Below are 25524 nucleotides of genomic sequence, written 5' to 3' on the forward strand. Positions count from 1 at the left end.
AGCAGACCTTAGTAACGGGAGCTTCAAAATGGACGCAGGGATCAATGCCCGGGCCGAGGCCTCGCGGCGCGCGACGATCTTACCTCCCATGCGGGTTCCCACGGTCGCGGACGAGGCGAACCACAGGATCGCGAACAATTTGCAGGTGCTGTTGAGTCTTGTTGCTGCCGAAGCGCGCGAGACGGAAGACGCCGCCGGGAGGGAAGCGCTCGAACGTACGGTGAATCGGCTCTGCGCGATTGCGAGCGTGCATCGTCACCTCCACGTTGCCGAGACGGACGATAGCATCGATCTCAGCGACTATCTGCACGAGCTTTGCGCGCACCTGCAGGCGAGCCTGCCGCAACATCGAACGCTTCTCGTGTCCTTGGACCAGGTGGAGGTATCCGCCGAAACTGCGGCGTCGCTTGGGATGCTGGCGGTCGAACTCATCATCAACGCCTGCAAGCATGCCTATCCTGCCGATTGCCCCGGCGCGGTGGCGCTTTCCCTTTCAACCCTTGCAGGCCAAGCCCGGCTGACCATCGAGGATAAAGGCCGCGGTCGGCCGCGCGTGGCGGCGCAACGCGGATTGGGCTCGCTGCTGATCGACGCTACGGTGAAGCGCCTCAACGCGATCGCCGTCTGGGAGCAGGCAAGCCCCGGCACCCGGTTCAATCTTTACCTGAACCTTCACCCGCAATGAGCGATCGACTTGTTTTTGCGGGATCCCGCCCATCTGGCCGCCGGCACTTGGGCCCGCGGCCGGCGCATTGCGACAAACGGATCGATCGTGCCGCACGGTCTCAAGCCTGCAACTGCCAGCCACCCACCCCTTGGACTGCGCCCGAGATGCCTGACGCGGTCAAGCCGACACGAATGCCATCAAAGCGATCGTTTCGGCGCTAAGAATGAACTGTCGCTCGCGTTGATCCGGACCGATTCATTCTGCGATCGACCAGCCGCCGCCCAACGCCGTGTAGAGATCTACGATGCTGGTAGCCTGCGTCAGCCTGGCCTGCGCCGCCCTCGCCTCTTCGGTGGCGAGCGCCTGCTGCGCAATCAGCACGGGCAGCATGTCCGTCGTGCCCGCTGCAAACGCCATCCTTGCCATGTTGGACGCCCGCAAGGCACTTGCGAGCGCGGCGTCTTCGCGTGCGACTTGCTCGCGCGCGGCCTGCGCGCTGGCGAGTGTGTCTTCGACGTCGCCATACGCCTGATGGATCGAACGTAGATACGTCGCGGCGAGTTCGTGGTAGCGGCCGTTGGCATCCTGAAGCTGCCCGCGCAGCCGGCCCCCGTCGAAGATCGACTGGAGAACGCCCAGGCTGATATCGAAGATCGACGTGGGGCCCGAGATGGCAGAGCCCAGCAGGATACTGCCGGCACCGCCGGTTGCGGTGAGCGAAAACGACGGCAGGAAGCGCTTCCGTGCCGCGCTGACATTGCCGCCCGCCGCGGCGAGGTCGCGTTCCGCAGCCTGGATGTCCGGTCGGTGAACGAGCAGGTCGGACGGCACCCCTGCCACGATAGGGGGCAATCGGATCTCCTGAAGCGATGTGCCGGAAATCCGGAATCCTTCCGGATTTCGCCCGGTCAGGAGTGCCAACGCATCCAGCAGATGGGTGCGCTGCGCCTCCAGGGGCGGCAGATCCGCCGCAAGCTGATCGGTGAGCGCGCGTTGCTGCTCGACCTGCAAGCCCGGAATCAGGCCGCTTTGCTGTTGGCGCTTCAGTCCGTCGAGAACCGCGCGGGCGTTCTCGACCTGGGCGTTGGCGGAAGCGATCTGGTCGAGCGTTCCGAGTAGCCGCAGATAGGTGGATGCGACGCTCGCGGTGATCGTGACGCGGGTAACCGCGAGCTGGAAAGCAACGGCCTGGGCATCTTCACGCGCCGCGCGTGCGGTATCGCGATTGCTGCCCCAGACATCGAGTTGATAGGAGGCGGAAAAGACACCGTTCAGCGTGCCGTAGCGACGAACCACGCCATTCGGCGCGATGCGGCGCGTTTCATCGGCGATCGGCGCAGCGCTCAGCGACGGCAGCAATGGCGCGCCGGCAATACGCGCCTGGGCATCGGCCTGCTCCAGCCGAGCCTTGGCAGCGGCGAGATCGTCGTTGTGCGCTTGGACATCGGCGACCAACTGATCGAGCTCGCGTGACCCGAAGGCTTGCCACCATCGGCTATCCGGCCAGGCCGCAGCGTCGGCAGTGCCGTTCCAAGCCGCCGCCGGCACCGGCGGAACCGATGGCGTGGGCCGGGGGCCGAGAGCGCAGCTCGTCAACGCGGTGGCGAGGAGCAAGGTGGCAGGCAGGCGCGCGATCATTGCGCGTTCTCCATCATCGCATTTTTTGGGCCGGAGGCCGCATGGTCGGCACGGTCACGGCCGCGCAAGCGCGCCATCGCCAGATAGACAGCAGGGGTTGTGAACAATGTGAGCAACTGCGAGACGGCGAGCCCGCCCACGATCGCGTACCCCAGCGGCTGGCGGATCTCGGCGCCGGCGCCGCTACCGAGCATGAGCGGAACGCCGCCCAGCATGGCACACATCGTCGTCATCAGGATCGGCCGGAATCGTTCGAGGCAGGCCGTTCGGATCGCCTCGGCCGGTGTCGCCCCTCCGCGCTGTTGCTCCATCGCGAAGTCGACAAGCATGATGCCGTTCTTCTGGACGATACCGATCAGCAGAACGATGCCGATGATGCCGATCACGTCGAGCGGCCTCCCGACCAGCAGCAGCGTCAGCAGCGCACCCAGTCCGGCAGAGGGGAGGGTCGACAGGATCGTCAGCGGCAGGATGGCGTTCTCGTAGAGCATCCCGAGGATCAGATAGACCGCCACCAGCGCTGCAAGGATCAGCATGGATTGCCCGGAGAGCGCGGTCTGGAAGGCCGCGGCATTGCCCTGGAAAGCCGATTGCACGGTGACGGGGAGATGCAGCTGTGCACGCACCTTGTTCACTGCCGCCACCGCCGTGCCGATGGAGACGCCTGGCCGGAGATTGAACGAGATGGTGGTCGAGGGGAAGCCGCCCTGATGGTTGATTACCAGCGGTGCTGCATCGGTCTCAACCGCGGCCACCTGCGACAGCGGTACCTGCGCGCCGGAAGCGGCGCGGAGGTAGATGCCGTTCAGCGCATCCGGATCGGCGCGGAACTGGGGCGCGACCTCAAGGATGACGTCATATTGGTTGAGCGCGTTGAAAACCTTGGTCGCCGGGCGCTCGCCAAAGGCATCGTAAAGCGCGGTGTCGACATCCTCGGCAGCGATGCCCAGTTCCGCGGCGGCGTCGCGGTTGATGCGGATGCGCAGTTGGGGACCGGAGGCGCCCGCATCGCTGGTCACGTCCGTCAGGCCCGGCAGCGCCCGGAACGCCGCGACCGCCCGGCCCGACCATAGCGCCAGTTCCTGCGGATCGGCATCGACCAATGTGAACTGATACTGGCTCTTCGATGCGCGCGCGCCGATGGTGATGTCCTGCGACGCCTGCAGATAGAGGCGGATGCCGGCGATGCCCTGCACCGCCCTGCCCAGACGCGCGATGACCTGCTGGGCGCCCCCGTCGGCGCCGCGATGCCCGAACGGCTTGAGGGCGATGAACATGCGCCCCTGATTGGGCGAGGGATTGGTCGCCCCCGCGCCAATATAGCTGGCGACGCTGGCGACCGCCGGATCGCGCAGAATGGTATCGACCAACGCCTTCTGGCGCGCGGCCAGCCCCGCGGTCGAAATGTCCGCGCTGGCTTCGGTGATGCCGGCCAGCAGCCCCGTATCCTGTGTCGGGAAGAAGCCCTTCGGGATCGTCACGAAGAGCAGCGCCGTTGCCAGTACGGTCAGCGCCATCGCACCAAGGGCGAGCTTCTGATGCCGCAGGACCCCATCGAGGCCCCTTGCATAGAGGCTCGAAAGACCAGCGAAGCCCCGCTCGAGGGCGAGGTAGACGCGCCCATGGGCCTCGTCCGGTGCGCGGGCGCGCAGCAACCAGGCGCTCATCATCGGCGTGACGGTCAGCGAGACGACCACCGACAACAGCACCGCGACGACGACCGTGATCGCGAATTCCTGAAACATGCGGCCCACCAGCCCTTGCATCAGCAGCAGCGGGATGAACACGGCGCACAGCGAGATGGAAATTGCCAGGATAGTAAAGCCGATCTCGCCCGCGCCCAGCAAGGCCGCGCGCATCGGCGGCGCGCCGTCCTCGATATGGCGCATGATGTTCTCCACCATCACCACCGCATCGTCGACGACGAAGCCGACGGCGATCGACAGCGCCATCAGCGACAGGTTGTCGAGGCTGAAACCCAGCGCGCGCATCACCACGAAGGTTCCGATAATCGAAAGCGTAACCGCCACGCCCGGGATGATCGTCGCGCGCGGCTCGCGCAGGAACACGAAGATGGTGGCGACCACCAGCGCGATCGTGAGCATCAGCGTGGTTCGCACATCGGCGACGGAAGCGCGGATGGTGGTGGTGCGATCGGACACGATATTGACCGAAACGCCTTTGGGCAGCGCTGCCTGGAGTCGCGGCAGCTCGGCACGGACGCGTTGCACGGTGTCGATCACATTGGCGCCCGGCGCCGGCAGGATATTGAGGATGATCGCCGGATCCCGATCGAACCAGCCTGCAAGCTGGGTACTGGCTGGACCGATCGCCACCGCCCCGATATCCGACATGCGGATCGGCGCCCCCGCGCGCCACGCGACGACCATGTTCGCGAAGTCGACGCGCGTGTCGAGCTGGTCGTTGGTGGACAGTCCAAAGCTCTGGCGCGCGCCGCGGATCGTGCCCTTCGCCGCATCGATCGTCGCGCGCTGAAGCGCCGTACGCAGATCTTCCATCGTCAAGCCGTGGGCGCTCAGGCGCGTCGGATCGACCTCCAGCCGCATCGCAGGCTGCTGCTGGCCGCCGATGGTGACGAGGCCGACACCGGGGATCTGCGACAGCCGCCCGAGCAACAGGCTCTCGGCGTAATCATCCACCGTCGTCAACGGCAGCGTTTTGGAGGTGAGCCCGAGAATCAGGATCGGCGTCTCGGCGGGATTGGTGATACGATATGTCGGCGGCGAGACGAGCGTCGAGGGTAAGCTGCCCTGGGCCGCATTGATCGCGGATTGCACCTGCAGTGCCGCTTCCTGCGGAGTGATAGACGGTGCGAACTGCAGCGCGATTTGCACGAAGCCGGGCGCACTCGACGACGTCATCTGGGTGAGGCCCGGTATCTGCCCGAGCTGGCGCTCGAGCGGCGTCGCCACTGCCGAGGCATTGGTTTGCGCATCGGCACCCGGCAGCTGCGCCGTGACCTGGATGGTGGCGACGCTCACGTTCGGCAAGGAGGCGACCGGCAGCTGAAAATAGGCGATCAAGCCGCCCAGCAGCAACGCGATCGCCATCATGGTCGTCGCCACGGGTCGCAGGATGAAGAAGCCGGACAGGCCGCCGCGCGGCGTCGCTTCAGGCTCGGTCGCGGCGGCGGTCACGGGTTGAGCCCCAGCTGATCGGGATTGTCTCGTCGAGCGACCGCTGCGGCTGCGGGCGTGGTAATCGTCACCACGGCCCCGGTCGAAAGGGCGAACTGACCGTCCGTCACGACCCGCTCGCCGGCGGCCACCCCCTGCCGGACGACGATGCTGTCGCCCGTACGGGGTCCTGTCAAAACCGGGCGCGGCGCCGCACGGTTCGCCTTGTCGACAACCCAGACATAGGATCCGCCGGCATTGCGCTGCAACGCGCTGGCCGGGATGGACACCGCGCGCGCATCGGTGCCGAGCACGACGCGCGCCGTTACCTGCTGACCCGGCCAGAGTTGTTTCCCGGCATTTGGGAAGATCGCCTTCAACGTCACGGTCCCGCTCGCATCGTCGACGCGATTGTCGATGGCGAGCAGCCGACCGCGATCGAGCACGCCGCCGCCCTCTTGCCCGATCGCCTCGACCAGCGGGCCCGTCCCGGTGGCCGCCGCCATGGCACTGCGGATCGCACCGATCGTGGACTGCGGCAGCGTGAAGACGATGGCGATGGGCTGTATCTGGACGACGGTGACGACGCCCGCAGGATCGGTTAGGCCCACGAGGTTGCCGGTGTCCACCAGCCGAACGCCGGTCACGCCGGCAATGGGTGCGCGGATCGTTGCATAGCCGAGAGCCAGTCGATCTCGCTGGATCATCGCCCGGTCTCCAGCGGCGGCGGCCACAAGCTGCGCCACCTGCGCTCGATATCCCTCCACTTGCTGGGCGGAAGCGAGGCCCTGCGAAACCAGGGGGGCGGCCCGGGCGAGGCTGTCGCGGGCATTCGCCAGCGCGGCGAGGTCGCGTTGCAGCGCAGCGCCATCCTGCGCGAGCTGCGCGCGCAAAGGACGAGGATCGATCTGTGCCAGCGGCTGGCCGGCGCGCACCGTCTGCCCCTCCTGGAAGTCTATCGAGGTGATCAGCCCGGATGTTTGCGCCCGCGCCGATGCCGTATTGAACCCCTGAACATGGCCAAGCCCCTGCAAGGTCGCTGCGACCGGCCCCTGCATGGCCAAGGCGACGGTCACCGGAACGCTGCCGTTCTGAGCTGAAGGCTTGTGGTCGCTGCAAGCGGCCAGCGCCGCGATGAGCACAAGGGTGACGGGGGCGAGGGTTAAAGGCGGAATGCGCCAGTGCGAGCGGTAGGCCATCGAAATCTCCTCCGCGCAACCTAGTAATGGGCGCAGACCAGCTTCAATGATGCCAAGGTATGATACATTTAAAGTATATAATCGAAGGTTTATATCACGTTATACCAGCGCCATACTTGAACCCTCCCGGACAGAACCAGGACCGTGGGCAGGTCAGCACGGATGCCGGCGGCCGCTTCATGCGACATCTTTGTCTCCATAGACATCCATGCGAAATCACTCCGAACATTTTACATGGCGCTTGCCGCAGACGATATGGCCGCGTGCCCGCTGGAGGCCGGGCCCATGGGCCGACTACCCTTCCAGCCGCGGAACCTTCTGCAATGCCATTCGCGTGCGTTCAATCGCGCGAGAGCGCCGCCACCCGCAGCATCGCGCACGCGGCCAGCAGCAGCGTTCCGGCCGCGAACGCCATCGTCCAGATCGGCTCCCCCGGAAAGAAGCGGTTCATGATCGAACCCATCACCGTTGCCACCAGCAGCTGCGGCACCACCACGAAGACGTTGAACAGCCCCATGTAGATGCCGAGCTTCGCCTGAGGCAGGCTGGAGGCGAGGATCGCATAGGGCATGGCGAGGATCGACGCCCAGGCGATGCCGATCCCGACCTCGCTGGCGATCAGCCACGCCGGATCGCGGACCAGGAAGAAGCTCGCATAGCCCGCAGCGCCGCAGAGCAGGCCGAAGATGTGGGTCCGCGCCTTGCCGAAGCGCGCCGAGAGCAGCGGCAGCACGGTAAGCGCCGCCACCGCTGCGACGCCGTTATAGGTAGCGAACAGCACGTCGACCCAGTTCGCACCCTCCTGGTATCCGGCGCTCTTGGGATCGGGCGAGTGATAGAAAGCACCCGCGACGATCGGCGTGGTGTTGATCCACATGATGAACAGCGCCGACCAGCTGAAGAACTGCGCCAGCGCCAGCCGCTTCATAAGCTGGGGCATGCCCGCAAAGTCGCCGACGATGTGGCCGAGCATGCTCGCACGCCCTGCCCGCGCGCGCAGGATCGCCACGATCTGTGCGAGGCCATAGGCAGCGAGCAGGCCACCGAGCAGGTAAACTTCCTTCTCCAGTCGGAACTGCGCGACGGCGAACACGACCAGCGCGCCCGCGATGATCCAGGACAGCCCCGCCGTCGGCCGCCGAGCCGCGAGCAGCCGAACTGCCGCACCGTCGTCCGCCGCGGCTGGACCATCGAACGCCGCCATCTCCGCCGGACTGTATTCGCGCGTGGTCAGCACGGTCCACAGCACCGAGCAGAACAGCGCCGCCCCGCCGAACCAGAAGGCGTAGCGCACCGTATCCGGCACGCCATGCGCCACCGCCGCATTGGAGACGCCGAGATGCTCGAGCGCCCAGGGAAAGATCGATCCCAGCACGGCGCCCATGCCGATAAACGCGGTCTGCACCGCATAGCCGGCGCTGTGCTGGTCCTTGCGCAGCATGTCGCCGACAAAGGCGCGGAACGGCTCCATCGAGATGTTGAGCGAGGCGTCGAGTACCCAGAGCAACCCAGCGGCGAACCACAGGGCCGGGCTCTCCGGCATCAGCAGCAGCGCCAGCGCCGCGAGGATCGCGCCGCCGAGGAAATAGGGTCGCCGTCGCCCCAGCCTGCCCAGCCACGTCTTGTCGCTGAGATGTCCGATGATCGGCTGGACGAGCAGCCCGGTGAGAGGTGCCGCTACCCACAGCGCCGGCAAATCGTCCAGCCGCGTGCCGAGCGACTGGAAGATGCGGCTCATGTTCGCATTCTGCAACGCGAAGCCGATCTGGATGCCGAAAAAGCCGAAGCTGATGTTCCAAAGGCCGGCGAAGGACTGGCGCGGCTTTTCCACCCTCATGCCCCGCACGACGTGCGGACGATCAGCTTGGTGGGCAGCAAGGCCGGGCCCACCGGCCGCTCCCGGATCCGCCCGATCAGCGTCTCTACCAGCGTACGGCCCGCGACCCGGGCGTCCTGCATGACGGTCGTCAGCGGCGGGCTGGCCGAGCTGGCTGCGGGAATATCGTCAAAACCGATCACCGAAACATCCTCTGGAATGCGCTTGCCCGCAGCCTGGAGCGCCCGCATCGCACCGATCGCGATCAGGTCGCTCGCCGCGAGAATCGCGTCGAAGTCCGCGCCGCTGTCGAGCAGCGCCCGTGCTGCGGCCGCCCCGGAATCCTCCGTGGTGATCGCATCGATCTGCAGCGCCGGGTCGGCGGAGAGCCCAGCCCCGGCCAGCGCTTCGGCATGGCCGCGATAGCGTTCGTGAAACTCGGGATAGTGGCTCGAGGCCGTACCCAAAAATGCAATTCGCTTGCGGCCCAGCCCGAGCAGGTGCCGCGTCGCTTCGCCGCCGCCGCCACGATTGTCGCAGCCGATGGTCAGCCCGGCGCCCTCGGCGAGCACCGATCCCCAGCGAACGAAGTGCGTGCCGGCATCTTGCAGCGCCTTGAGCCGCGCGCGGTAGAGCTCGAAATCGCCATAGCCTAGCAGGATCAGCCCGTCGGCCTTGCGCGCATCCTCATAATCGTTGTGCCAGTCACTGGAGAGCTGCTGGAAGCTGATCAGCAGATCATGATTATGCTCGGCGCAGGCACGAATGATCGATCCCAGCATCGAATGGAAGAAGGGATTGATGAGCGAATCGTCCGAGGTCGGATCCTCGAAGAATAACAGCGCCAGCGTCTGCGAATGCCGCGTACGAAGATTGGAAGCGGCCTTGTCGACCCGGTAGTTCAACTGCTTGGCGATCGACTCGATACGCAGCCGCGTCGCCGGGTTGACGCCGGCTTCGCCGCGCAGCGCCCGCGATACGGTCGGCTGCGAAACACCCGCCAGCTGGGCAATATCGAATGATGTAGGCTTGCGTTGCATGCCCATCCTGCTTCCTCCCCGCGTGCGGCCGTCCTCGCCGCATCGCATATTATGCATGGGCGCGATCGGCCCACCGCGTCAATCGCGCCGGGGGTACGTAAAAGCCACAGAAGGCCCGAAACGGGTCTGAATACGTATGTGAGCGACTGGCCTCCATACCCCCTTTTGCAAGATTGAATGCGGCACTGCGCAGAACCGGCGCATCCCGCATGGGGCGGGCATTCATCCGGCCACCCAAGAGCCGGGGGTAGAGACAGATTGGGGAGAGACACCTTGCTCAGCACGTTCCGCGGCCGTCGTGCCGCCCGCATCGCCCTCGGCACCAGCGCCGCCGCGATCGCTTTCAGCTTCACCACCGCCGCCTTTGCGCAGGACAGCGGCACGCCTGCGGCCGACGCTCAGGATAACGGACCCGGCGAGACCATCGTCGTCACCGGCTTCCGCGCCGCCCTCGCCACCTCCGCCAACATCAAGCGCAACAACACGATGATCGTGGACTCGGTCTCGTCCGAAGACATCGGCAAGCTGCCCGACGTCTCGATCGCGGACTCGCTGGCACGCATCCCGGGTGTCACCGCCCAGCGCCTCGAAGGTCGCGACCAGCGCCTGTCGATCCGCGGCCTCGGCCCCGACTTCTCCACCACGCTGCTCAACGGCCGCGAGCAGGTGACCGTGGGTGACAACCGCGGTGTCGAGTTCGACCAGTATCCCTCGGAGTTCTTCAAGAACGTCAACGTCTACAAGTCGGCGGACGCGTCGCTGATCGCTGCCGGCATTGCCGGCACCGTCGACCTGCGGATGCTGCGCCCGCTCGCCCAGTCGCAGCGCACCTTCGTCGTCGCCGCGCGCGGCCAGATGAACGAGCAGAAGAAGCTCAACCCGGACGGGACCCGCTACGGCTATCGCGCCTCGGCGACCTATGTCGACAAGTTCGCGAACGACACGCTGGGCATCGCGATCGGGCTCTCCGCGCAGAACACGCCGACCCAGATCGAGCGCTACGCCGCCTGGGGCTTCCCGACCGAGTCCAACGCCGGCAACAACCTCTTCCTCGGCGGCGCCAAGCCCTATGTGCAGTCGAACCTGCTCAAGCGCTATGGCGGCGTCGCGACGGTGGAATGGCAGCCGAGCGAGAATTTCCACTCGACCTTCGACGGCCTCTATTCGCACTTCGAGGAAACCCAGCGCCTGCGCGGCATCGAGTTCCCGATCGCGCCGGCCTATGGCTCGAACGCGACGATCCAGCCGGGCTATACCGTCCAGAACGGCCTGGTCACCAGCGCGACGATCTCCAACGTCGTCGCGGTGCAGCGCAACGACTATAACCGGCGCAAGGCCGAGAACATCTCGCTGGGCTGGAACAACGACTTCAAGCTGAGCGACAGCATCCACTTCGTCGTCGACGCCAGCTGGAGCCACGCCACCCGTACCGACTTCCTGCTCGAGACCTATTCGGGCACCGGCTATAACCAGACTGGTGCCAAGGACACGATCAAGATCAACCAGAATGCGAACGGCACCTACAGCATCGTGCCGACGCTGGACTATACCAACACCAACGTCATCCGGCTGACCGATCCGCGCGGCTGGGGCTATAACGGCACCCAATCGGTGGTGCAGGCCGGCTTCCTCAACCGCCCGGACTTCGAAGACGACCTCAAGTCGCTGCGCGCCAGCTTCAACGGCGAGTTCAGCGGCAGCATCGTCAAGAGCTGGGAAATCGGCGGCAACTTCAGCCGTCGCGAGAAGCAGAGCCGCTACACCTCCTACTTCCTCTGCCCGCCGGGCGCGGGCACCGGCTGCACGATCGCCAGCGGCACCCCAACCAGCTTCGCGGTACCCTCGGATGCGGTGCTCGGCGAACAGGTGGCGCTCGCCTATCTCGGCGTGCCGAAGATGCTGACCTATGATCCGCTCAAGGTCTACGGCCTGCTGCGGCCGGTGTTCGACAACCGCCCCGGCTCGCTGGTGCGCGACAACACCGTCACCGAGAAAGTCTATACCGGCTATGCCAAGCTGACGATCGACGGCACCGTCGGCGGCAAGTCGCTCAAGGGCACGCTGGGCCTGCAGGTGGTGCATACCGACCAGGGCTCCTCGGGCGCGATTGCGGCGCTGCAGGGCGGCGTGGTCACCGTGGCGCCGGTCGCGGACAGCACCAAATACACCAACTTCCTGCCGTCAGCGACGTTCAGCCTGGAACTGCTCCCCACCTTCTACGTGAAGATGGGTGCGGCGCAGACGATGGTGCGCCCGCGCCTCGACCAGGAGCGCATCACCCAGGCGGTGAATGTCGACCTGTCGAAGCTCGGCCTGGGCGGCCTGCCGCAGAACAGCCCGTTCAGCTCGGACGGCGGTAATTTCCGCCTGCGGCCCTACCAGTCGACCAACATTGATATCTCGCTGGAGAAATATCTGCGCGGCGGCGGCTATCTCTCGGTCGCCGGCTTTTACAAGCACCTGACCGACTTCGTCGATCCGAACAACAGCACGCTGTATGACTTCTCGGCGCTGCTCAATGCCCTGCCCCCCGCGGCACAGGCGATCGTGCGGTCCCAGAATGCGCAGTTCGGCCTGGTGAAGACGCCGGACAATACCGGCCGCGGCGACATCCTCGGCGTGGAAGCCACCGCATCGGTGCCGTTCAGCATGTTCGCCAACGCACTGGACGGGTTCGGCATCTTCGCCAGCGGCTCCTATGTCGACAGCCGCGTCGTCTATGGCAGCAACCCGAACACGCCGGTCACCCTGCCCGGCCAGTCCAAGTGGATCGCCACCGGCACGGCCTATTACGAAAAGAACGGCTTCCAGGCGCGCGCCACCTATCGCTGGCGCGACAGCTTCCTGGCGGAACTGGCCGGCCTCTCGGCCAATCCGGAATTCCGCACCGGCAAGTCCGAAGGCGTGCTCGATGCACAGATCGGCTATGAGTTCCAGACCGGTCCGCTGAAGGGTCTCGCGATCCTGGCGCAGGCCAAGAACCTCACGGACGCGCCGTTCATCACCACCGAGGCGGGCGATACCCGTCTGGTGCGCGAATATCAGCGCTATGGCCGCGATTATTATCTCGGCATCACGTACAAGTTCTGACGGACGGCGGCCCGGTCTTCGCCAGGAGACCGGGCCGCTCCATCGGCACCGAAGGGGGTAAGCCATGGCAACCGCAGCACCATATCGCATTGTCGTCGCCGGCGGCGGCACGGCCGGATGGATGGCCGCGGCAGCGTTGGCCCGCTTCCTCGGCGCCGGTTTCACCGTCACGCTCGTCGAATCCGATGCGATCGGCACGGTGGGCGTCGGCGAGGCGACCATCCCGCAGATCCGGATGTTCAACGCCAGCCTCGGCATCGACGAGGACGCCTTCGTCGCCGCCACCCAGGCGAGCTACAAGCTGGCGATCGAGTTCGTCGGCTGGACCAAGGGCGGCCGTTACATGCACGCGTTCGGCGATGTCGGCCGCGACAACGGCCTGCTCGCCTTTCGCCACACCTGGCTGCGCGGGCTTGCGGAAGGCGTGGCCGAGCCGCTGGCCGCCTATGCGCTCAACAATGTCGCCGCGCGCGCCAACCGCATGCAGCGCGGCCCCGCCCGCACCGCTCGCGTGCTGCCGGAAATGCCCTATGCCTTCCATTTCGACGCCGGCCTCTATGCCCGTTTCCTGCGCGACCATGCCGAAGCCGCCGGCGTGGTGCGGCACGAAGGGCGGATCGAAGCCGTTTCCCGCAATGGCGAGGATGGCAACGTGGCGGCACTGCATCTCGACGGCGATCGCCGCATCGAAGGCGACCTGTTCCTCGACTGCACCGGCTTCCACGCGCGGCTGATCGGCGAGGCGATGGGCGTCGGCTATCAGGACTGGTCGCACTGGCTGCCCTGCGATCGCGCGCTCGCGGTACCCAGCGCCCGCGCCCGAGACTTCACCCCCTATACCCGTGCCACCGCGCATGATGCAGGCTGGCAATGGCGGATCCCGCTCCAGCACCGCACCGGCAACGGCATCGTCTATTCGAGCCGGCACCTGTCCGACGACGAGGCCGCCGCTCGGCTGCTCTCCGGGCTGGACGAACCCGCGCTTGCCGATCCCCGCCCGATCCGCTTCCATACCGGGCGGCGCGAGCTTGCCTGGGCGGGCAATGTCATCGCGCTCGGACTGGCCAGCGGTTTCCTAGAGCCGCTCGAATCGACCAGTATCCACATGATCCAGTCCGCCGTGGAACGCGTCCTTAAGCTGCTGCCAGGCGGCCGGGCCGTTACGCCGTTGCGCGACAGCTATAATCGCCAGGCCGCGCACGAGAGCGAACGCATCCGCGACTTCCTGATCCTCCATTACTGGGCGAACGACCGCGACGAACGCTTCTGGCGCGAACGACGCGAGACTCCCCTGCCCGACGGCCTCGCCGACAAAATCGCGCTTTGGCGCGAAGCCGGCGAGATCGTCCGCGAGGACAGCGATCTGTTCAGCGACGTCGCCTGGCTGCAAGTGCTTGTCGGCCAGGGCATCATCGCACGGAGATACCACCCCCTCGCCGATCAGCCGCCGGTCGCGCAGATCGCCGAATATCTCGACCTTCTCGCAAAGCTCAATGCGCGCGAAGTCGCGCAGATGCTCCCCCATAGCGACTTCGTCCGCGCGCACGGCGCCGCGGGCGCGGAGATTGCCGCATGATCCGTTCGACCGCCTTCGCCCTGCTCGCCGCCGCGCTCGCCGCGACGCCTGCCATGGCGCAGACCTATCGCGACCGCCTGCCCGAGGACGAAATACTCTACTTCCTTCTCCCCGATCGCTTCGACAATGGCGACACCGCCAATGATCGGGGCGGATTGACCGGCGACCGGCTGGTCACCGGTTTCGATCCGGCATCGAAGGGCTTCTACCATGGCGGCGACCTGAAGGGCGTGCTGAACCGGCTCGACTATATCCAGGCGCTGGGCGCCACTGCGATCTGGGTCGGGCCGATCTTCAAGAACAAGCCGGTGCAGGGGCCGAAAGGGCAGGAATCCGCCGGCTATCACGGCTATTGGATCACCGATTTCACCCAGGTCGATCCCCATTTCGGCACCAATGCCGAGTTCAACGCGCTGGTCGACGCGGCGCACAAGCGCGGCATCAAGGTCTATATGGACATCGTGGTGAACCACACCGCGGACGTCATACAGTTCAAGGAGTGTGGCGACTGCAGCTATCGCAGCCGCGCCGACTATCCGTACCGCCGTAAAGGGGGCATCGCCGGAGCGGCGATCAATCCCGGCTTTGCTGGCGACGACGACCACAGCGCCGCCAATTTCGCCAAGCTCACCCGGCCGGATTACGCCTACACGCCCGTCATCCCGGAAGCCGAGAAGTCGGTGAAGGTGCCCGCCTGGCTCAACGACCCCATCTACTATCACAATCGCGGCAACTCGACCTTTGCGGGCGAGAGCTCGACGATGGGCGATTTCGTCGGCCTCGACGATTTGATGACCGAGCACCCGCGCGTCGTCGCCGGTATGATCGACATCTTCGGCGGCTGGATCGATCGCTTCGGTATCGACGGCTTCCGCATCGACACCGCACGCCATGTGAATCCGGCATTCTGGCAGGCCTTTGTCCCCGCGATGCTGGCGCGCGCCGAGGCCAGGGGCATTCCGAACTTCCACATCTTCGGCGAGGTGGCCGATCCCGAAGTCGCCGCACTGGCCGAGCACACCCGCGTCGACAAATTCCCCGCGGTGCTCGACTTCGCCTTCAATCAGGCGGTGATCGACGTCGCCGCCGGCAAGGGCACCGATCGGCTCGCCAAGGTGTTCGCGGCGGACGTGCTGTACGAAGGCGGCGAGAAGACCGCGCACCGCCTGCCTACCTTCGTCAGCAACCATGACGCCGGTCGCGCCGCGACCTTCATCCAGCAGGCCAATCCGAAGATCGGCCAGGCGGAACTGCTCCAGCGCGTCCAGCTCGCCCAGGCGATGCTCCTGCTACTGCGCGGCGTGCCGACGATCTATTCGGGCGACGAGCAGGGCTTCGTCAGCGACGGCAACGACCAGGATTCCCGCGAGGATATGTTCGGGAGCAAGGTGGCGAGCTACAACGACAACAAGCTGCTCGGCACCGACGCGACCACCGCAACGCCCAGCTTCAACCCCGGCCACCCGCTGTTCCGCGAGATCGCCACGCTGGCCCGACTGCGCACCAGCCATGCGGCGCTCACCCGCGGCCGTCAGGTCACCCGCTTCGCCAGCGACAAGCCCGGCCTGTTCGCCGTCTCGCGCTTCGATCCGAAGACCGGCGCCGAGACCGTGATCGCCTTCAATACCAGTGCCGAGGCCTGGACGGGCAATGTCCAGGTTGAAACCGGCTCCACCAGCTTCCGCACCCTGGCGGGCGCCTGCCCCGCCCACGCCGCCGCCCCCGGCAGCCTCCTCCTTTCCCTTCCCGCGTTCGGCTATGCCGTCTGCGCGGCCGGAGCCTCCAAGTGAACCTGATGACGATGCGCGAGCTTTCGACCGAAACCCGGCCCTGGTGGCGCGGCGCGGTGATCTACCAGATCTATCCGCGCAGCTTCGCGGACTCGAACGGCGACGGCGTGGGCGACCTGCCCGGCATTGCCGCACGGCTCGATCATGTCGCGGCGCTCGGCGTGGATGCGGTGTGGATCTCGCCCTTCTTCACGTCACCGATGCGGGACTTCGGCTATGACATCGCCGATTTCTGCGGCGTCGATCCGGTGTTCGGCACGCTGGCGGATTTCGACGCGCTGGTGGCCCGCGCCCATGCGCTGGGCCTCAAGGTGCTGATCGACCAAGTCTATTCGCACAGCTCGGACCAGCACCCCTGGTTCCAGGAGAGCCGTACCAGCCGCACCAACCCGAAGGCCGACTGGTATGTCTGGGCCGATGCCAAGCCCGACGGCAGCCCGCCCAACAACTGGCAGTCGGTGTTCGGCGGCCCGGCCTGGACCTGGGACGCGCGGCGCGGCCAATATTATCTCCACAATTTCCTGCGCGAGCAGCCCGACCTGAACTTCCACAATCCGGAGGTGCAGGCCGCCACCCTCGCCACCGCCAAGTTCTGGCTGGATCGCGGCGTCGACGGCTTCCGGCTCGATGCGATCAACTTCACGATGCACGATCCGCAGCTGCGCGATAATCCGCCGGCGCCGGACACGGGCACCCCACGCACCCGCCCCTTCGATTTCCAGCAACATGTCCACAACCAGAGCCATGCCGACATCCCGCTGCTGCTCGAGAAGCTGCGCGCGCTGGCCGATCTTTATCCCGGCCGCTTCACCGTCGCCGAAGTCGGCGGGCCTTCGCCGGAAGCCGAGATGCACCTGTTCACTGCCGGGAGCACGCGGCTGAACAGCGCCTATGGCTTCAACTTCCTCTACGCCGATCGCCTGACGCCCGCCCTGGTGCGCGACGCCGTCGCCGAATGGCCCGAGGCGCCGGGCGTGGGCTGGCCGAGCTGGGCGTTCGAAAACCACGATGCCCCCCGCGCGCTCTCACGCTGGGTCGCCCCCGAGCATCGCGCCGCCTTCGCCGCGCTCAAGATGCTGCTGCTGCTCTCCTTACGCGGCAATGCGATCCTGTACTATGGCGAGGAGCTGGGCCTCACCCAGGTCGAGATCGGCTTCGAGGACCTGCAGGACCCCGAGGCGATCGCCAACTGGCCGCTCACGCTCAGCCGCGACGGCGCCCGCACGCCGATGCCGTGGGTCGCCGATGCACCGAACGCCGGCTTCTCGGGCGCGCGTCCCTGGCTGCCGCTCGGCCCCGATCATCTGGGCCGCGCGGTGGACGTGCAGGAGGCCGACCCCGCCTCGCTGCTCCACCTCACCCGCCGGCTGATCGAGCTGCGCAAGCAGCACCCGGCGCTGGTCGAAGGCGCGATGGCGGTGCTCCATGCCGATGAGGCGCTGCTGGTCTTTGCCCGCACCGCCGGCGACGCGCGCCTCGTCTGCGCCTTCAACCTCTCGGCAGCGCCCGTCGACCTGCCGCCCGCCCTGGTGGAAGGGCTGGCAGTGGTGGAGGCGCTGAACGGCGCCACCCTCCACCGCCTGCCGGCCTATGCGGGGCTCATCGCCGGCTGATCCGATCCCGCCGGCATCCCGCGGGCAAGTTCGATCATCCGGTTGGCGGTCTCGCGCTCGCCCATCACCACCTCGTCGGCGCCCAGGCCTTCGAGATGCGCGACCTCGTCGGCCGAATGGGCCCGCACCACCACCGGCACGCCGGGCGCAAGCTCGCGGGCATGCTGGAGGATCGCCCCGCCCTCGAACCCGGCGGGGATGGCGATCAGCAGCTTGCTCGCCTGGCCGATCTGCGCCGCGACCAGCGTCCGCACGTCGACGGCATTGCCCGCCACCACGGTGATGCCCGCCTTGCGCGCCTGCTCGGCCATATCGTTCTGGTCCTCGATCAGCGCGAAGGCCTTGCCGTGCTGCTGGAGATCCTCGGCGATCATCTTGCCCACCCGGCCATAGCCGATCAGGATCACATGGCCCTTGGGCAAATCCACCGGAGCGACCGCCTCGCGATCGGCTTCCGCCGCTTCGTAGCGTTTGGCGACCCAGGCGAACAGGAACGGGTTGAGGAAGATCGACAACATCGCCGCCGCCAGCACCACGTCGCGCGCCGCCGCTGGCATCAGCCCGAGATCGGTGCCGAGGCCCGCCAGGATGAACGAGAATTCGCCGATCTGCGCAAGGCTCACCGCGACGGTGAGCCCGGTATGGTTCGAATAGCCGAACAGCCGGACGATGCCGTACGCCGCCAGCGACTTGCCGACGAGGATGATCCCCACCGCCGCCAGCAGCACCAGCGGCTGCTCGACCAGCACCGACGGATTGAACAGCATCCCCACCGAGACGAAGAACAGCACCGCAAAGGCGTCGCGCAACGGCAGCGTCTCCTCGGTCGCGCGCCGGCTGAGCGAGGTCTCGCCGAGGATCATGCCGGCGAAGAAGGCGCCCAGCGCGAACGACACGTCGAACGCCAGCGCCGCGCCGAACGCCACGCCGAGAGCAATGGCCAGCACCGCCAGCCGGAACAGCTCCTGCGAGCCGGTGCCCACCACCCATTGCAGCGTCCACGGGATCACCCGACGGCCGACCACCAGCATCAGCGCGACGAAACCTGCGACCTTGAAGAAGGTGGAGAGCAGCGGCTGGAGCAGCGACCCGCCGCCCTCCCCGCTCATCACTTCGCCCAGCACCGGCAGCAGCACCAGCGCCACCACCATCGCCAGATCCTCGACGATCAGCCAGCCGACCGCGATCCGCCCGCGCTCGGTCTGGACGATGTCGTGCCCCTGCAGCGCGCGGAGCAGCACCACCGTGCTCGCCACCGACAGCGCAAGGCCGAAGACGATGCCTGCCTGCAATCCCCACCCGGCGACATAGGCGAGGCCGATGCCCATCGCGGTCGCGGCAGCGATCTGCACCACCGCACCCGGTACCGCGATCCGGCGCACCGACATCAGGTCGCGGAGCGAAAAGTGCAGGCCGACGCCGAACATCAGCAGGATCACGCCGATCTCGGCGAGTTCGTTGGCAAGGCCGGAATTGGCGACGAAGCCGGGAGTGAACGGCCCCACCGCGACACCGGCGAGCAGATAGCCGGCGATCGGCGAGACTTTGATCCGGTGCGCGATCGCCCCGAAGATGAAGGCGACGACGAGTCCGGCGACGATGGTGGCGATCAGGGGCGCATGATGCGGCATCGATCCTCCTTGATATGAAAAACTGGTTCGACACCGGTCGCGCCTGAAGGCGACCGGTGTCGATGCAGGTCAGGACTGGGCCACGCCGATCGCGGCTGCCAATACCGCCGCGGCGCCGGCGATGCCGGACCAGACGGCGATGGCGAACCATTTGGGGGGCCGCTTGCCTCTTCTTGTACGCATATCGTCCTCCTCTAGCGCCGCGACGGCGGCGAAGACGAAGTTCAGGCGTGAAGGCGCGCGGGGCGCCTTAGCAGCGGTGTCCCGGTGGCGACCGCGCGCCGCGCGCGCCGCAGCGCACGGGGCGAAGCACCTTGGAAGGCGTGCACGCATAGGGAAGAACGAGGAGGACGAGGATCGCCGCAAGCGCCGGCGCCAAGGCAAGCACGGCTCCGCTGCCCGAGGCACCGTCGTGCCGCACGCCGCGGACGCTCTGCCAGAAACCAGCGCCCTGGTCGCTCCGCTTGGCGGCAATCGCCACGCTGGTCGTCGCGGGGTTGAACGCCGGGCCATGGGCCAGGGTGTCGGGCGGGCCGAGCGGCGCCACCGCACCGAACAGCAGCGCCAGCACGAAGGTCCACACCGCCACCGGCAGCGCTAGGCGCCGTCGGATGCCTCGATCGGGCATGGGGGTGGAGGCATGGGCCATCACGCGATCAACGCGCCGACCGCGCGATGGTGCCGTAACGAAATGTTACTTGGGCATGCCCGTCAACCCACTCGCCGTGCGCAGGGCGTCACCGTCAAGCCGATAGCCGTCGAGGAACACCGTCCGCACATGGCGGAGGTTGCCGATGTCCTGGGATACATCGCCCTCGACGAGGATGATATCGGCGGTCTTGCCCGGCGCGATCGCACCGATCCGGTCGTCCATCCCCACCATCCGGGCGGGCACGATCGTCGCGGTCTGCAGCGCCTCGGCATTGGTCAGGCCAGCCTGCTGGTACAGCTCGAGCTCGCGAACCAGTTCCAGGCCATAGCCATCGGTCCCTGCCACGATCGGCACGCCCGCCTTGTACAACCGGCCGACCAGCTGGACCGATTTGTCGAAGCTCTTGCGAAAGTCGTCGCGCGTCAGGCCGCCGAACAGCGGGTAGCCGCCGATCTTCCAGCCACGCGCCACGGCCGGCGGCGCGATATCGGCATAGGCCGCATATTCCGGCGGAATGGCGCTGCCGTCCGAGGTCATCAGCGGCTCCCACACGACCAGCGTCGGGTCGATGATGGTCTTGCGCTTGGCCAGTTCGGCGTAGAACGCGCGCATCTCGGCGGAGTCGAGATCCACGTCCTTGCCATAGCGCGCGGGCCCTTCCAGCCGCGCGGCGGTGTTGGCCTTGTCGACCACGTCCTGCGGCATGACCTGCATCATAATGAAGTTGATATGGGTCACTTCGTCATAGCCGGCCCGCACCGCATCGAGCGGTCGCATGCCGGCCGGCACATGGCCATGGACGTGCAGTCCCAGCTTGTGCGCCTCGGCTGCTGCCGGCGCGATCCAGGCCGGGTTCATCGAGGTGTAGAACTTCACCCCCCACATGCCCGCCGCCTTGATCCGGTCGACGGCGGCAACGGCTTCGGCGGCGGACGAGACCGTCAGCGCGCCCTGCGCCGCGAGCGGATCCTTCCTGTCGATGATCACCGATACCTTGCCGTCCGGCGCAAGCAGGTCTCCCGCCGCGCGGCGCTTGAAGATGCTCTGCGCATCCTCGATCGACGAGCCCGGGCTCCGATAATTGGTCATGCCGGTGGCGACGTTCTGAAGCAGTTCCCAGTCGCCGCCGACATGCTGGTGCGAATCCCAGAGCCCCGGCAGCAGCGTGCGGCCTCGCCCGTCGAGCACCGTCGCGCCCTTCGGTGCGGCGATGCTGCCGGCCGGCCCCACCTTGGCGACCTTGCCGTCGGCGATCAGCACCGCCTGGTCCGGCACATATTTACCGCCGACGGAATCGAACAGCAGCACATGGTCGATCAGCGTGGGCGTGCGATTGGCGGGGGCAAGGAAGCGGTGGGCGACATCGCGCACCATCTCGGCCTCGGCCTCGTCCTGGATCTGCTTGAGCTTCGGGCCGGCCGCCTCATAGCCCGCTGGCAGCAGCGAGAGCACGCCCGCGCTTCCGAAGAAATGGTTCTGCGCATCCAGCCACACTGGCGAGGGCGAGAATCCGGTGCCGCTGACATGGGCCAGTTTCACGACCTTCCTGCCGCCCGGCCCGTCGATCTCCACCGCCTTGCCAATGGTAATGCTGGCATGGCCCGTGGGCAGTAGGTCGACCCCGGCGGGACCCGCCGCGACCAGCGCGTCGACATCCTGCTCGAGGGCAAGCATGGGACCGCCATAGCTGTTGTAGCGGGCCTTGCCGAACGGCTTCTCGCCCGCGTCTACCGCCGTTTTCCAGTGCGCGATTCCGGCTTTGTCGACGGTAAAGGTCTCGGTCGCGTCGCCGCTGTCGGTGAACCCGCGTACGGCGATGTCGATCGGGCGCTTGTCCGGGCCGAGGCGGACAACTTCGTCCGTTTCGGTGATCCAGCCCCGCAGCGACATCGACATGCGATAGGCGGTCGCACCGTCCGGCAGCGTCCACGACCATACATCGCCATGCTTGCCCGCCGTCGAGCTGATCGTGAAGTGCCGCGCATCCGCCGGCGGCGTCATGAGATCCGCCTTCTGGGTCTGGGCGGCGGCAGGAAGAACCGTGGCGGTGGCCAATAGCAGGGCGAGACGGAGTGAGCGCATGGCGGGATCCTCAGGATGGTGCCGGGGGTCTGACACGCGTGATCGAGTCAGGCAATTATCGCCTTTAGGCAATTGTGTTGCGAATGAAACACCCCGTCTTGAAAGACGCTTGGCCTGACCATCGACCCATTGACGGCCAGACCAAAGCATGAAAGATACCGCTAACATGACGCCGGCACCATAAGCCGACGCGTACCCCGGGAAGAGGATGGATGAGCCGACCGACGCTTCTGATGCCAAGCGAACCGATCGCAAGGGCCAGCGTCGCGGGCGGCGCAGATCCACCCTGACTCGGCACCTCTGAACCAAACACCGCGAACGAACCTCCCCTGCGGCGCGCCTCCGGCGTCTGCGGCAGAGCCCATACGTGCGCGGCCACCAACACAGAAGGAAAGGACCGGCCACAGGCCGGACCACTTCGAGGGGACCTGAGTATGACCAGCATTTCCAGCTTCCGCACTGCCCGCACCGCCCTGCTGTGCGCCACGATCCTGAGCGCCACCTGCGCTTCCACCGCCTGGGCGCAGACCGCGCCGGAGGCGGCCCCCGCCGCACCGCAGACCACCGAGGCGCCCGACGCGCAGGGGCCGGTGGAAGACATCGTCGTCACCGGCTATCGCTCCAGCCTTGCCAAGTCGGTGAACGCCAAGCGGGATGCGACCGGCTTCACCGATTCGATCTTCGCCGAAGACATCGGCAAGTTCCCGGACACCAATATCGCGGAGTCGTTCAACCGCATTCCCGGCATCACGATCACCCGTGACGTGACCGGTGAGGGCGTGAACGTCGCGATCCGCGGCCTCGGCTCGAACTTCACCAACGTCACGCTGAACGGCGCGCCGATCGCGGTGGCCTCCTCGGGCGCCACCGATGCGCAGGGCACCGATCGCTCGGTCGATCTCAGCTTCTTCCCGACCGACCTGTTCACCAAGCTGACCGTGAACAAGAGCTACACCGCCGACCTGCTGGAAGGCGGCGCGGCGGGTAACGTCGATCTGCGTTCGGCCCGTCCGTTTGACCGGACAGATTCGTTCATCGCCTACAACATCCAGGGCTCGAACCAGGAGCCCGACAAGCGGATCGGCGGACGCGGCTCGCTGATCGGCAGCTGGCACAATGACACGGTCGGCATTCTCGCCGGCGTTTCGGCGCAGCGGCTGTTCACCCGCACCAAGGGCTTCGAGACGATCGGCTACACCAACCCGGCGCTGACGGCGGCGCAGTGCGGCGCGGCGACCGGCTGCAACAGCACGGGCGGCGGCAACTGGACCATTCCCGCCGTGGTCCCGGCCGGCGCCGGCGCCGGCCTGACCGCCGGTACCGTGATCGACAAGAACTTCCTCCTCGCCAACAACCCCGGCGCGACGATCCAGCAGATCGACAACGGCCTGATCCCGCGCCTCGGCCGCATCGCCGACGTGCGCGGCCCGCGCGATCGCATCAACGCGATCGTCAGCGCCGAGTATCGCCCGTCGGATACGCTGCACTTCTATGTCGACGGCCTGTACGGCTATAAGCACAACGAGCTGATCCGCGAGGACATGGCCTGGATCGGCCGTAACGGCGCGGCGATCCCGACCAACCTGAAGTTCGACAAGTCGGATTGCAGCGCGGGCTGCACCGTCACCAGCGGTACCTTCGCGAACACCCAGTTCTTCGACGAATTCCGCCCCTATTACGAGACGACCGAGCTGTTCAGCGTCAACCCGGGCGCCGAATGGGAGATCGACGACAAGCTGAAGGCCACGCTGCAGGGCAATTACGCCCGCTCGACCTTCCACCGCGAGAGCCCCACGGTCGGCGCGACGACGATCATGGGCCAGGGCGGCACCGTGACGTACACCAACAATGGCGGCATCCCGGACATCAAGAGCAGCCTGGATCTCAACAACCCCGCCAATTTCGGCTGGTACACCGGCAGCCGCGTCAATCTGCAGGACGAGCGCCGCCTGAACAAGAACAAGGGCGTGCGCGGCGACCTGACCTGGGGTGATCGCGCGCTGAACCTGAAGGTCGGCGGTGCGTGGGACGATGTCTCGCGTCGCATCCGCGGCTATGACAACAGCCAGGCGTGGCAGAATGCGGTGTGCGGCAACAATCCGAGCGCCAACCTGCCGCTGCCGAACACGCAGCCGGCCTGCGCGGGCCTGAACGCGCCGGGTGCGGCGCCGGCCGGCTACCCGACCTATCCGGGCTATGGCACCAACTACACGGCAGGCCAGACCGGCGCCGTCACCTATGGCGGTTCGCTGATCCCCAACGCGGCCTTCCCCACCTATCTGAAGCCCGGCCCCGCCGGCTTCGTGACGGTCGACTGGGATGCGTTCCGCAAGGCCAGCAACTACGACTATTACCACGACAACGCGCCGGAGAGCGGCGGCGTGAACACCGGCGCGACCGGCGGGACGATCCGCGAGATCACCAAGTCCTTCTTCGCCACGGTCAATGGCGAGCAGGACGTGGGCGGCAACATGCTGCGCTTCAACGCGGGCGTGCGCTATGTGAACACCATCCAGCGCGTCACGGGCCAGATCTCGGTCCGCGATCCGCGCAACACGGTGGCCGGCGTCAGCCTGCCGGACGGCAGCCTGTACCCGAACGTCACCAACCGGCTGGACACCCGCGCCAACTATTCCAAGTGGCTGCCGGCCGCGACCATCGCCTATGACCTCGGCCAGCATGCCGTGGTCCGTGTCGCCGCCTCGCGGACGATGACGCGCCCCGATCCGTCGCTGCTGCTCCCGGGCGCCAGCTTCTCCGCCCCGTCGGCGGACCAGCTGACCCTGGGCAACACCGATCTGAAGCCCTATTTCTCGACCAATATCGACCTCGGCTTCGAATATTACACCGGCCGCGAGGGCGTGATCAGCTTCAACGCCTTCCGCAAGTCGATCGAGGGCTTCACCCAGAACCAGAACGTGACCGTGCCGTTCTCGGCGCTGACCCAATATGGCATCACCTATGACTCGCTGAACCCGACCCAGCAGATCGCGCTCAACGCACGCGGCGGGCCCAGCCAGGCGACCGTGCTGATCACCAGCCCGATCAACGTGGCGAACAAGCTGAAGATCAACGGCCTGGAATTCCAGTGGGTTCAGCCGCTCGACTTCCTCACCGAGAAGTTCGGCGTGCGCGGCTTCGGCCTGAACGCCAACGCGACCATCGTCGACCAGTCGAACGACGGCGCAGCGGTGGCGTACGGCGTGTCGCCGTTCACCTACAACATCACCGGCTATTACGAGCGTAACGGCGTGATGCTGCGCGTGTCGACCACGTCGCGCGAGGGTTCGCAGAGCAGCGGCAACTCGCAGAACAGCATCCCGGCAGCGGCGCTGTATGCAACCGACTACACCACCTGGGATTTCTCCTCGTCGTTCGATCTCGACAAGATCTTCGGCGTGAAGAAGGCGCCGCAGCTGACCATCAACGTGTCGAACTTCACCAATGCGACGCTGCGTTCCTACTTCCAGTTCCCGAACGCCGCCTTCACCTCCTACAAGCCCGGCCGCCAGTTCCTGGTCGGCCTGCGCGGCAGCTTCTAAAAGGAGCAAAAAAGAATGGGGGGGCGGCTGCCGATGCAGCCGCCCCCCCCT

General features: G+C 66.6%; 14 protein-coding genes. 6 read left to right on the forward strand and 8 right to left on the reverse strand.

What is annotated here, in order from left to right; all coding sequences use genetic code 11:
• The first annotated feature begins 28 nt into the window (after positions 1 to 28).
• Positions 29 to 685: a sensor histidine kinase gene (locus A7X12_RS22500; protein ID WP_064313692.1), complete on the forward strand. Its 657-nt coding sequence runs from the start codon at positions 29 to 31 to the stop codon at positions 683 to 685.
• Between the two features lie 237 nt (positions 686 to 922).
• Here A7X12_RS22500 and A7X12_RS22505 read toward each other — a convergent pair whose 3' ends face one another.
• The 5 genes from A7X12_RS22505 to A7X12_RS22525 all read right to left on the reverse strand — a co-directional run bounded on the left by A7X12_RS22505 (position 923) and on the right by A7X12_RS22525 (position 9503).
• Positions 923 to 2305 carry an efflux transporter outer membrane subunit gene (locus A7X12_RS22505; protein ID WP_064313693.1) on the reverse strand — a complete coding sequence of 461 codons (1383 nt, stop codon included), beginning with the start codon at positions 2303 to 2305 and terminating at the stop codon, positions 923 to 925.
• Positions 2302 to 5463: an efflux RND transporter permease subunit gene (locus tag A7X12_RS22510; protein ID WP_198162152.1), complete on the reverse strand. Its 3162-nt coding sequence runs from the start codon at positions 5461 to 5463 to the stop codon at positions 2302 to 2304. The genes A7X12_RS22505 and A7X12_RS22510 overlap by 4 nt, the downstream gene beginning before the upstream one ends.
• Positions 5460 to 6641 (reverse strand): efflux RND transporter periplasmic adaptor subunit, encoded by a 1182-nt coding sequence (locus A7X12_RS22515; RefSeq protein WP_084445959.1) that lies wholly within the window; start codon positions 6639 to 6641, stop codon positions 5460 to 5462. Before A7X12_RS22515 ends, A7X12_RS22510 begins: the two co-directional genes overlap by 4 nt.
• Positions 6642 to 6981: 340 nt before the next feature.
• Positions 6982 to 8478, reverse strand: coding sequence for an MFS transporter (locus A7X12_RS22520; RefSeq protein ID WP_064313695.1), 1497 nt, complete (start codon positions 8476 to 8478; stop codon positions 6982 to 6984).
• Positions 8475 to 9503, reverse strand: coding sequence for a LacI family DNA-binding transcriptional regulator (locus A7X12_RS22525; RefSeq protein WP_064313696.1), 1029 nt, complete (start codon positions 9501 to 9503; stop codon positions 8475 to 8477). Before A7X12_RS22525 ends, A7X12_RS22520 begins: the two co-directional genes overlap by 4 nt.
• Before the next feature lie 267 nt (positions 9504 to 9770).
• Between A7X12_RS22525 and A7X12_RS22530 the strand changes: the two genes are divergently transcribed.
• The 4 genes from A7X12_RS22530 (at position 9771) to A7X12_RS22545 (ending at position 17566) form a co-directional block, all read left to right on the forward strand.
• The gene (locus A7X12_RS22530; RefSeq protein ID WP_443029318.1) at positions 9771 to 12587 is read left to right on the forward strand and encodes a TonB-dependent receptor; all 2817 of its coding nucleotides are present in this window, start codon (positions 9771 to 9773) and stop codon (positions 12585 to 12587) included.
• Between the two features lie 64 nt (positions 12588 to 12651).
• Entirely contained in the window at positions 12652 to 14163 is a 1512-nt protein-coding gene (locus A7X12_RS22535; RefSeq protein WP_064313697.1) for a tryptophan halogenase family protein, read from the forward strand.
• Positions 14160 to 15953: an alpha-amylase family glycosyl hydrolase gene (locus A7X12_RS22540; protein ID WP_064313698.1), complete on the forward strand. Its 1794-nt coding sequence runs from the start codon at positions 14160 to 14162 to the stop codon at positions 15951 to 15953. The genes A7X12_RS22535 and A7X12_RS22540 overlap by 4 nt, the downstream gene beginning before the upstream one ends.
• Before the next feature lie 5 nt (positions 15954 to 15958).
• Positions 15959 to 17566, forward strand: a complete 1608-nt coding sequence (locus A7X12_RS22545) for an alpha-amylase family glycosyl hydrolase (protein WP_064313756.1) — start codon at positions 15959 to 15961, stop codon at positions 17564 to 17566.
• On the opposite strand, the gene ybaL is transcribed toward A7X12_RS22545, so the two are convergent.
• The 3 genes from ybaL to A7X12_RS22560 form a co-directional block, all read right to left on the reverse strand.
• The gene (ybaL, locus tag A7X12_RS22550; RefSeq protein ID WP_064313699.1) at positions 17542 to 19197 is read right to left on the reverse strand and encodes a YbaL family putative K(+) efflux transporter; all 1656 of its coding nucleotides are present in this window, start codon (positions 19195 to 19197) and stop codon (positions 17542 to 17544) included. The two genes, A7X12_RS22545 and ybaL, sit on opposite strands and share 25 nt — an antisense overlap.
• Positions 19198 to 19447: 250 nt before the next feature.
• Entirely contained in the window at positions 19448 to 19846 is a 399-nt protein-coding gene (locus tag A7X12_RS22555) for a hypothetical protein (protein ID WP_064313700.1), read from the reverse strand.
• Positions 19847 to 19891: 45 nt separating this feature from the next.
• The gene (locus A7X12_RS22560; RefSeq protein ID WP_064313701.1) at positions 19892 to 21931 is read right to left on the reverse strand and encodes an amidohydrolase family protein; all 2040 of its coding nucleotides are present in this window, start codon (positions 21929 to 21931) and stop codon (positions 19892 to 19894) included.
• 434 nt (positions 21932 to 22365) lie between these two features.
• Between A7X12_RS22560 and A7X12_RS22565 the strand changes: the two genes are divergently transcribed.
• Positions 22366 to 25473, forward strand: a complete 3108-nt coding sequence (locus A7X12_RS22565) for a TonB-dependent receptor (protein ID WP_064313702.1) — start codon at positions 22366 to 22368, stop codon at positions 25471 to 25473.
• Positions 25474 to 25524: the final 51 nt, after the last annotated feature.

Source organism: Sphingomonas sp. TDK1 (genome assembly GCF_001650735.1).
In the GTDB taxonomy this organism is placed as follows: Bacteria; Pseudomonadota; Alphaproteobacteria; order Sphingomonadales; family Sphingomonadaceae; genus Sphingomonas.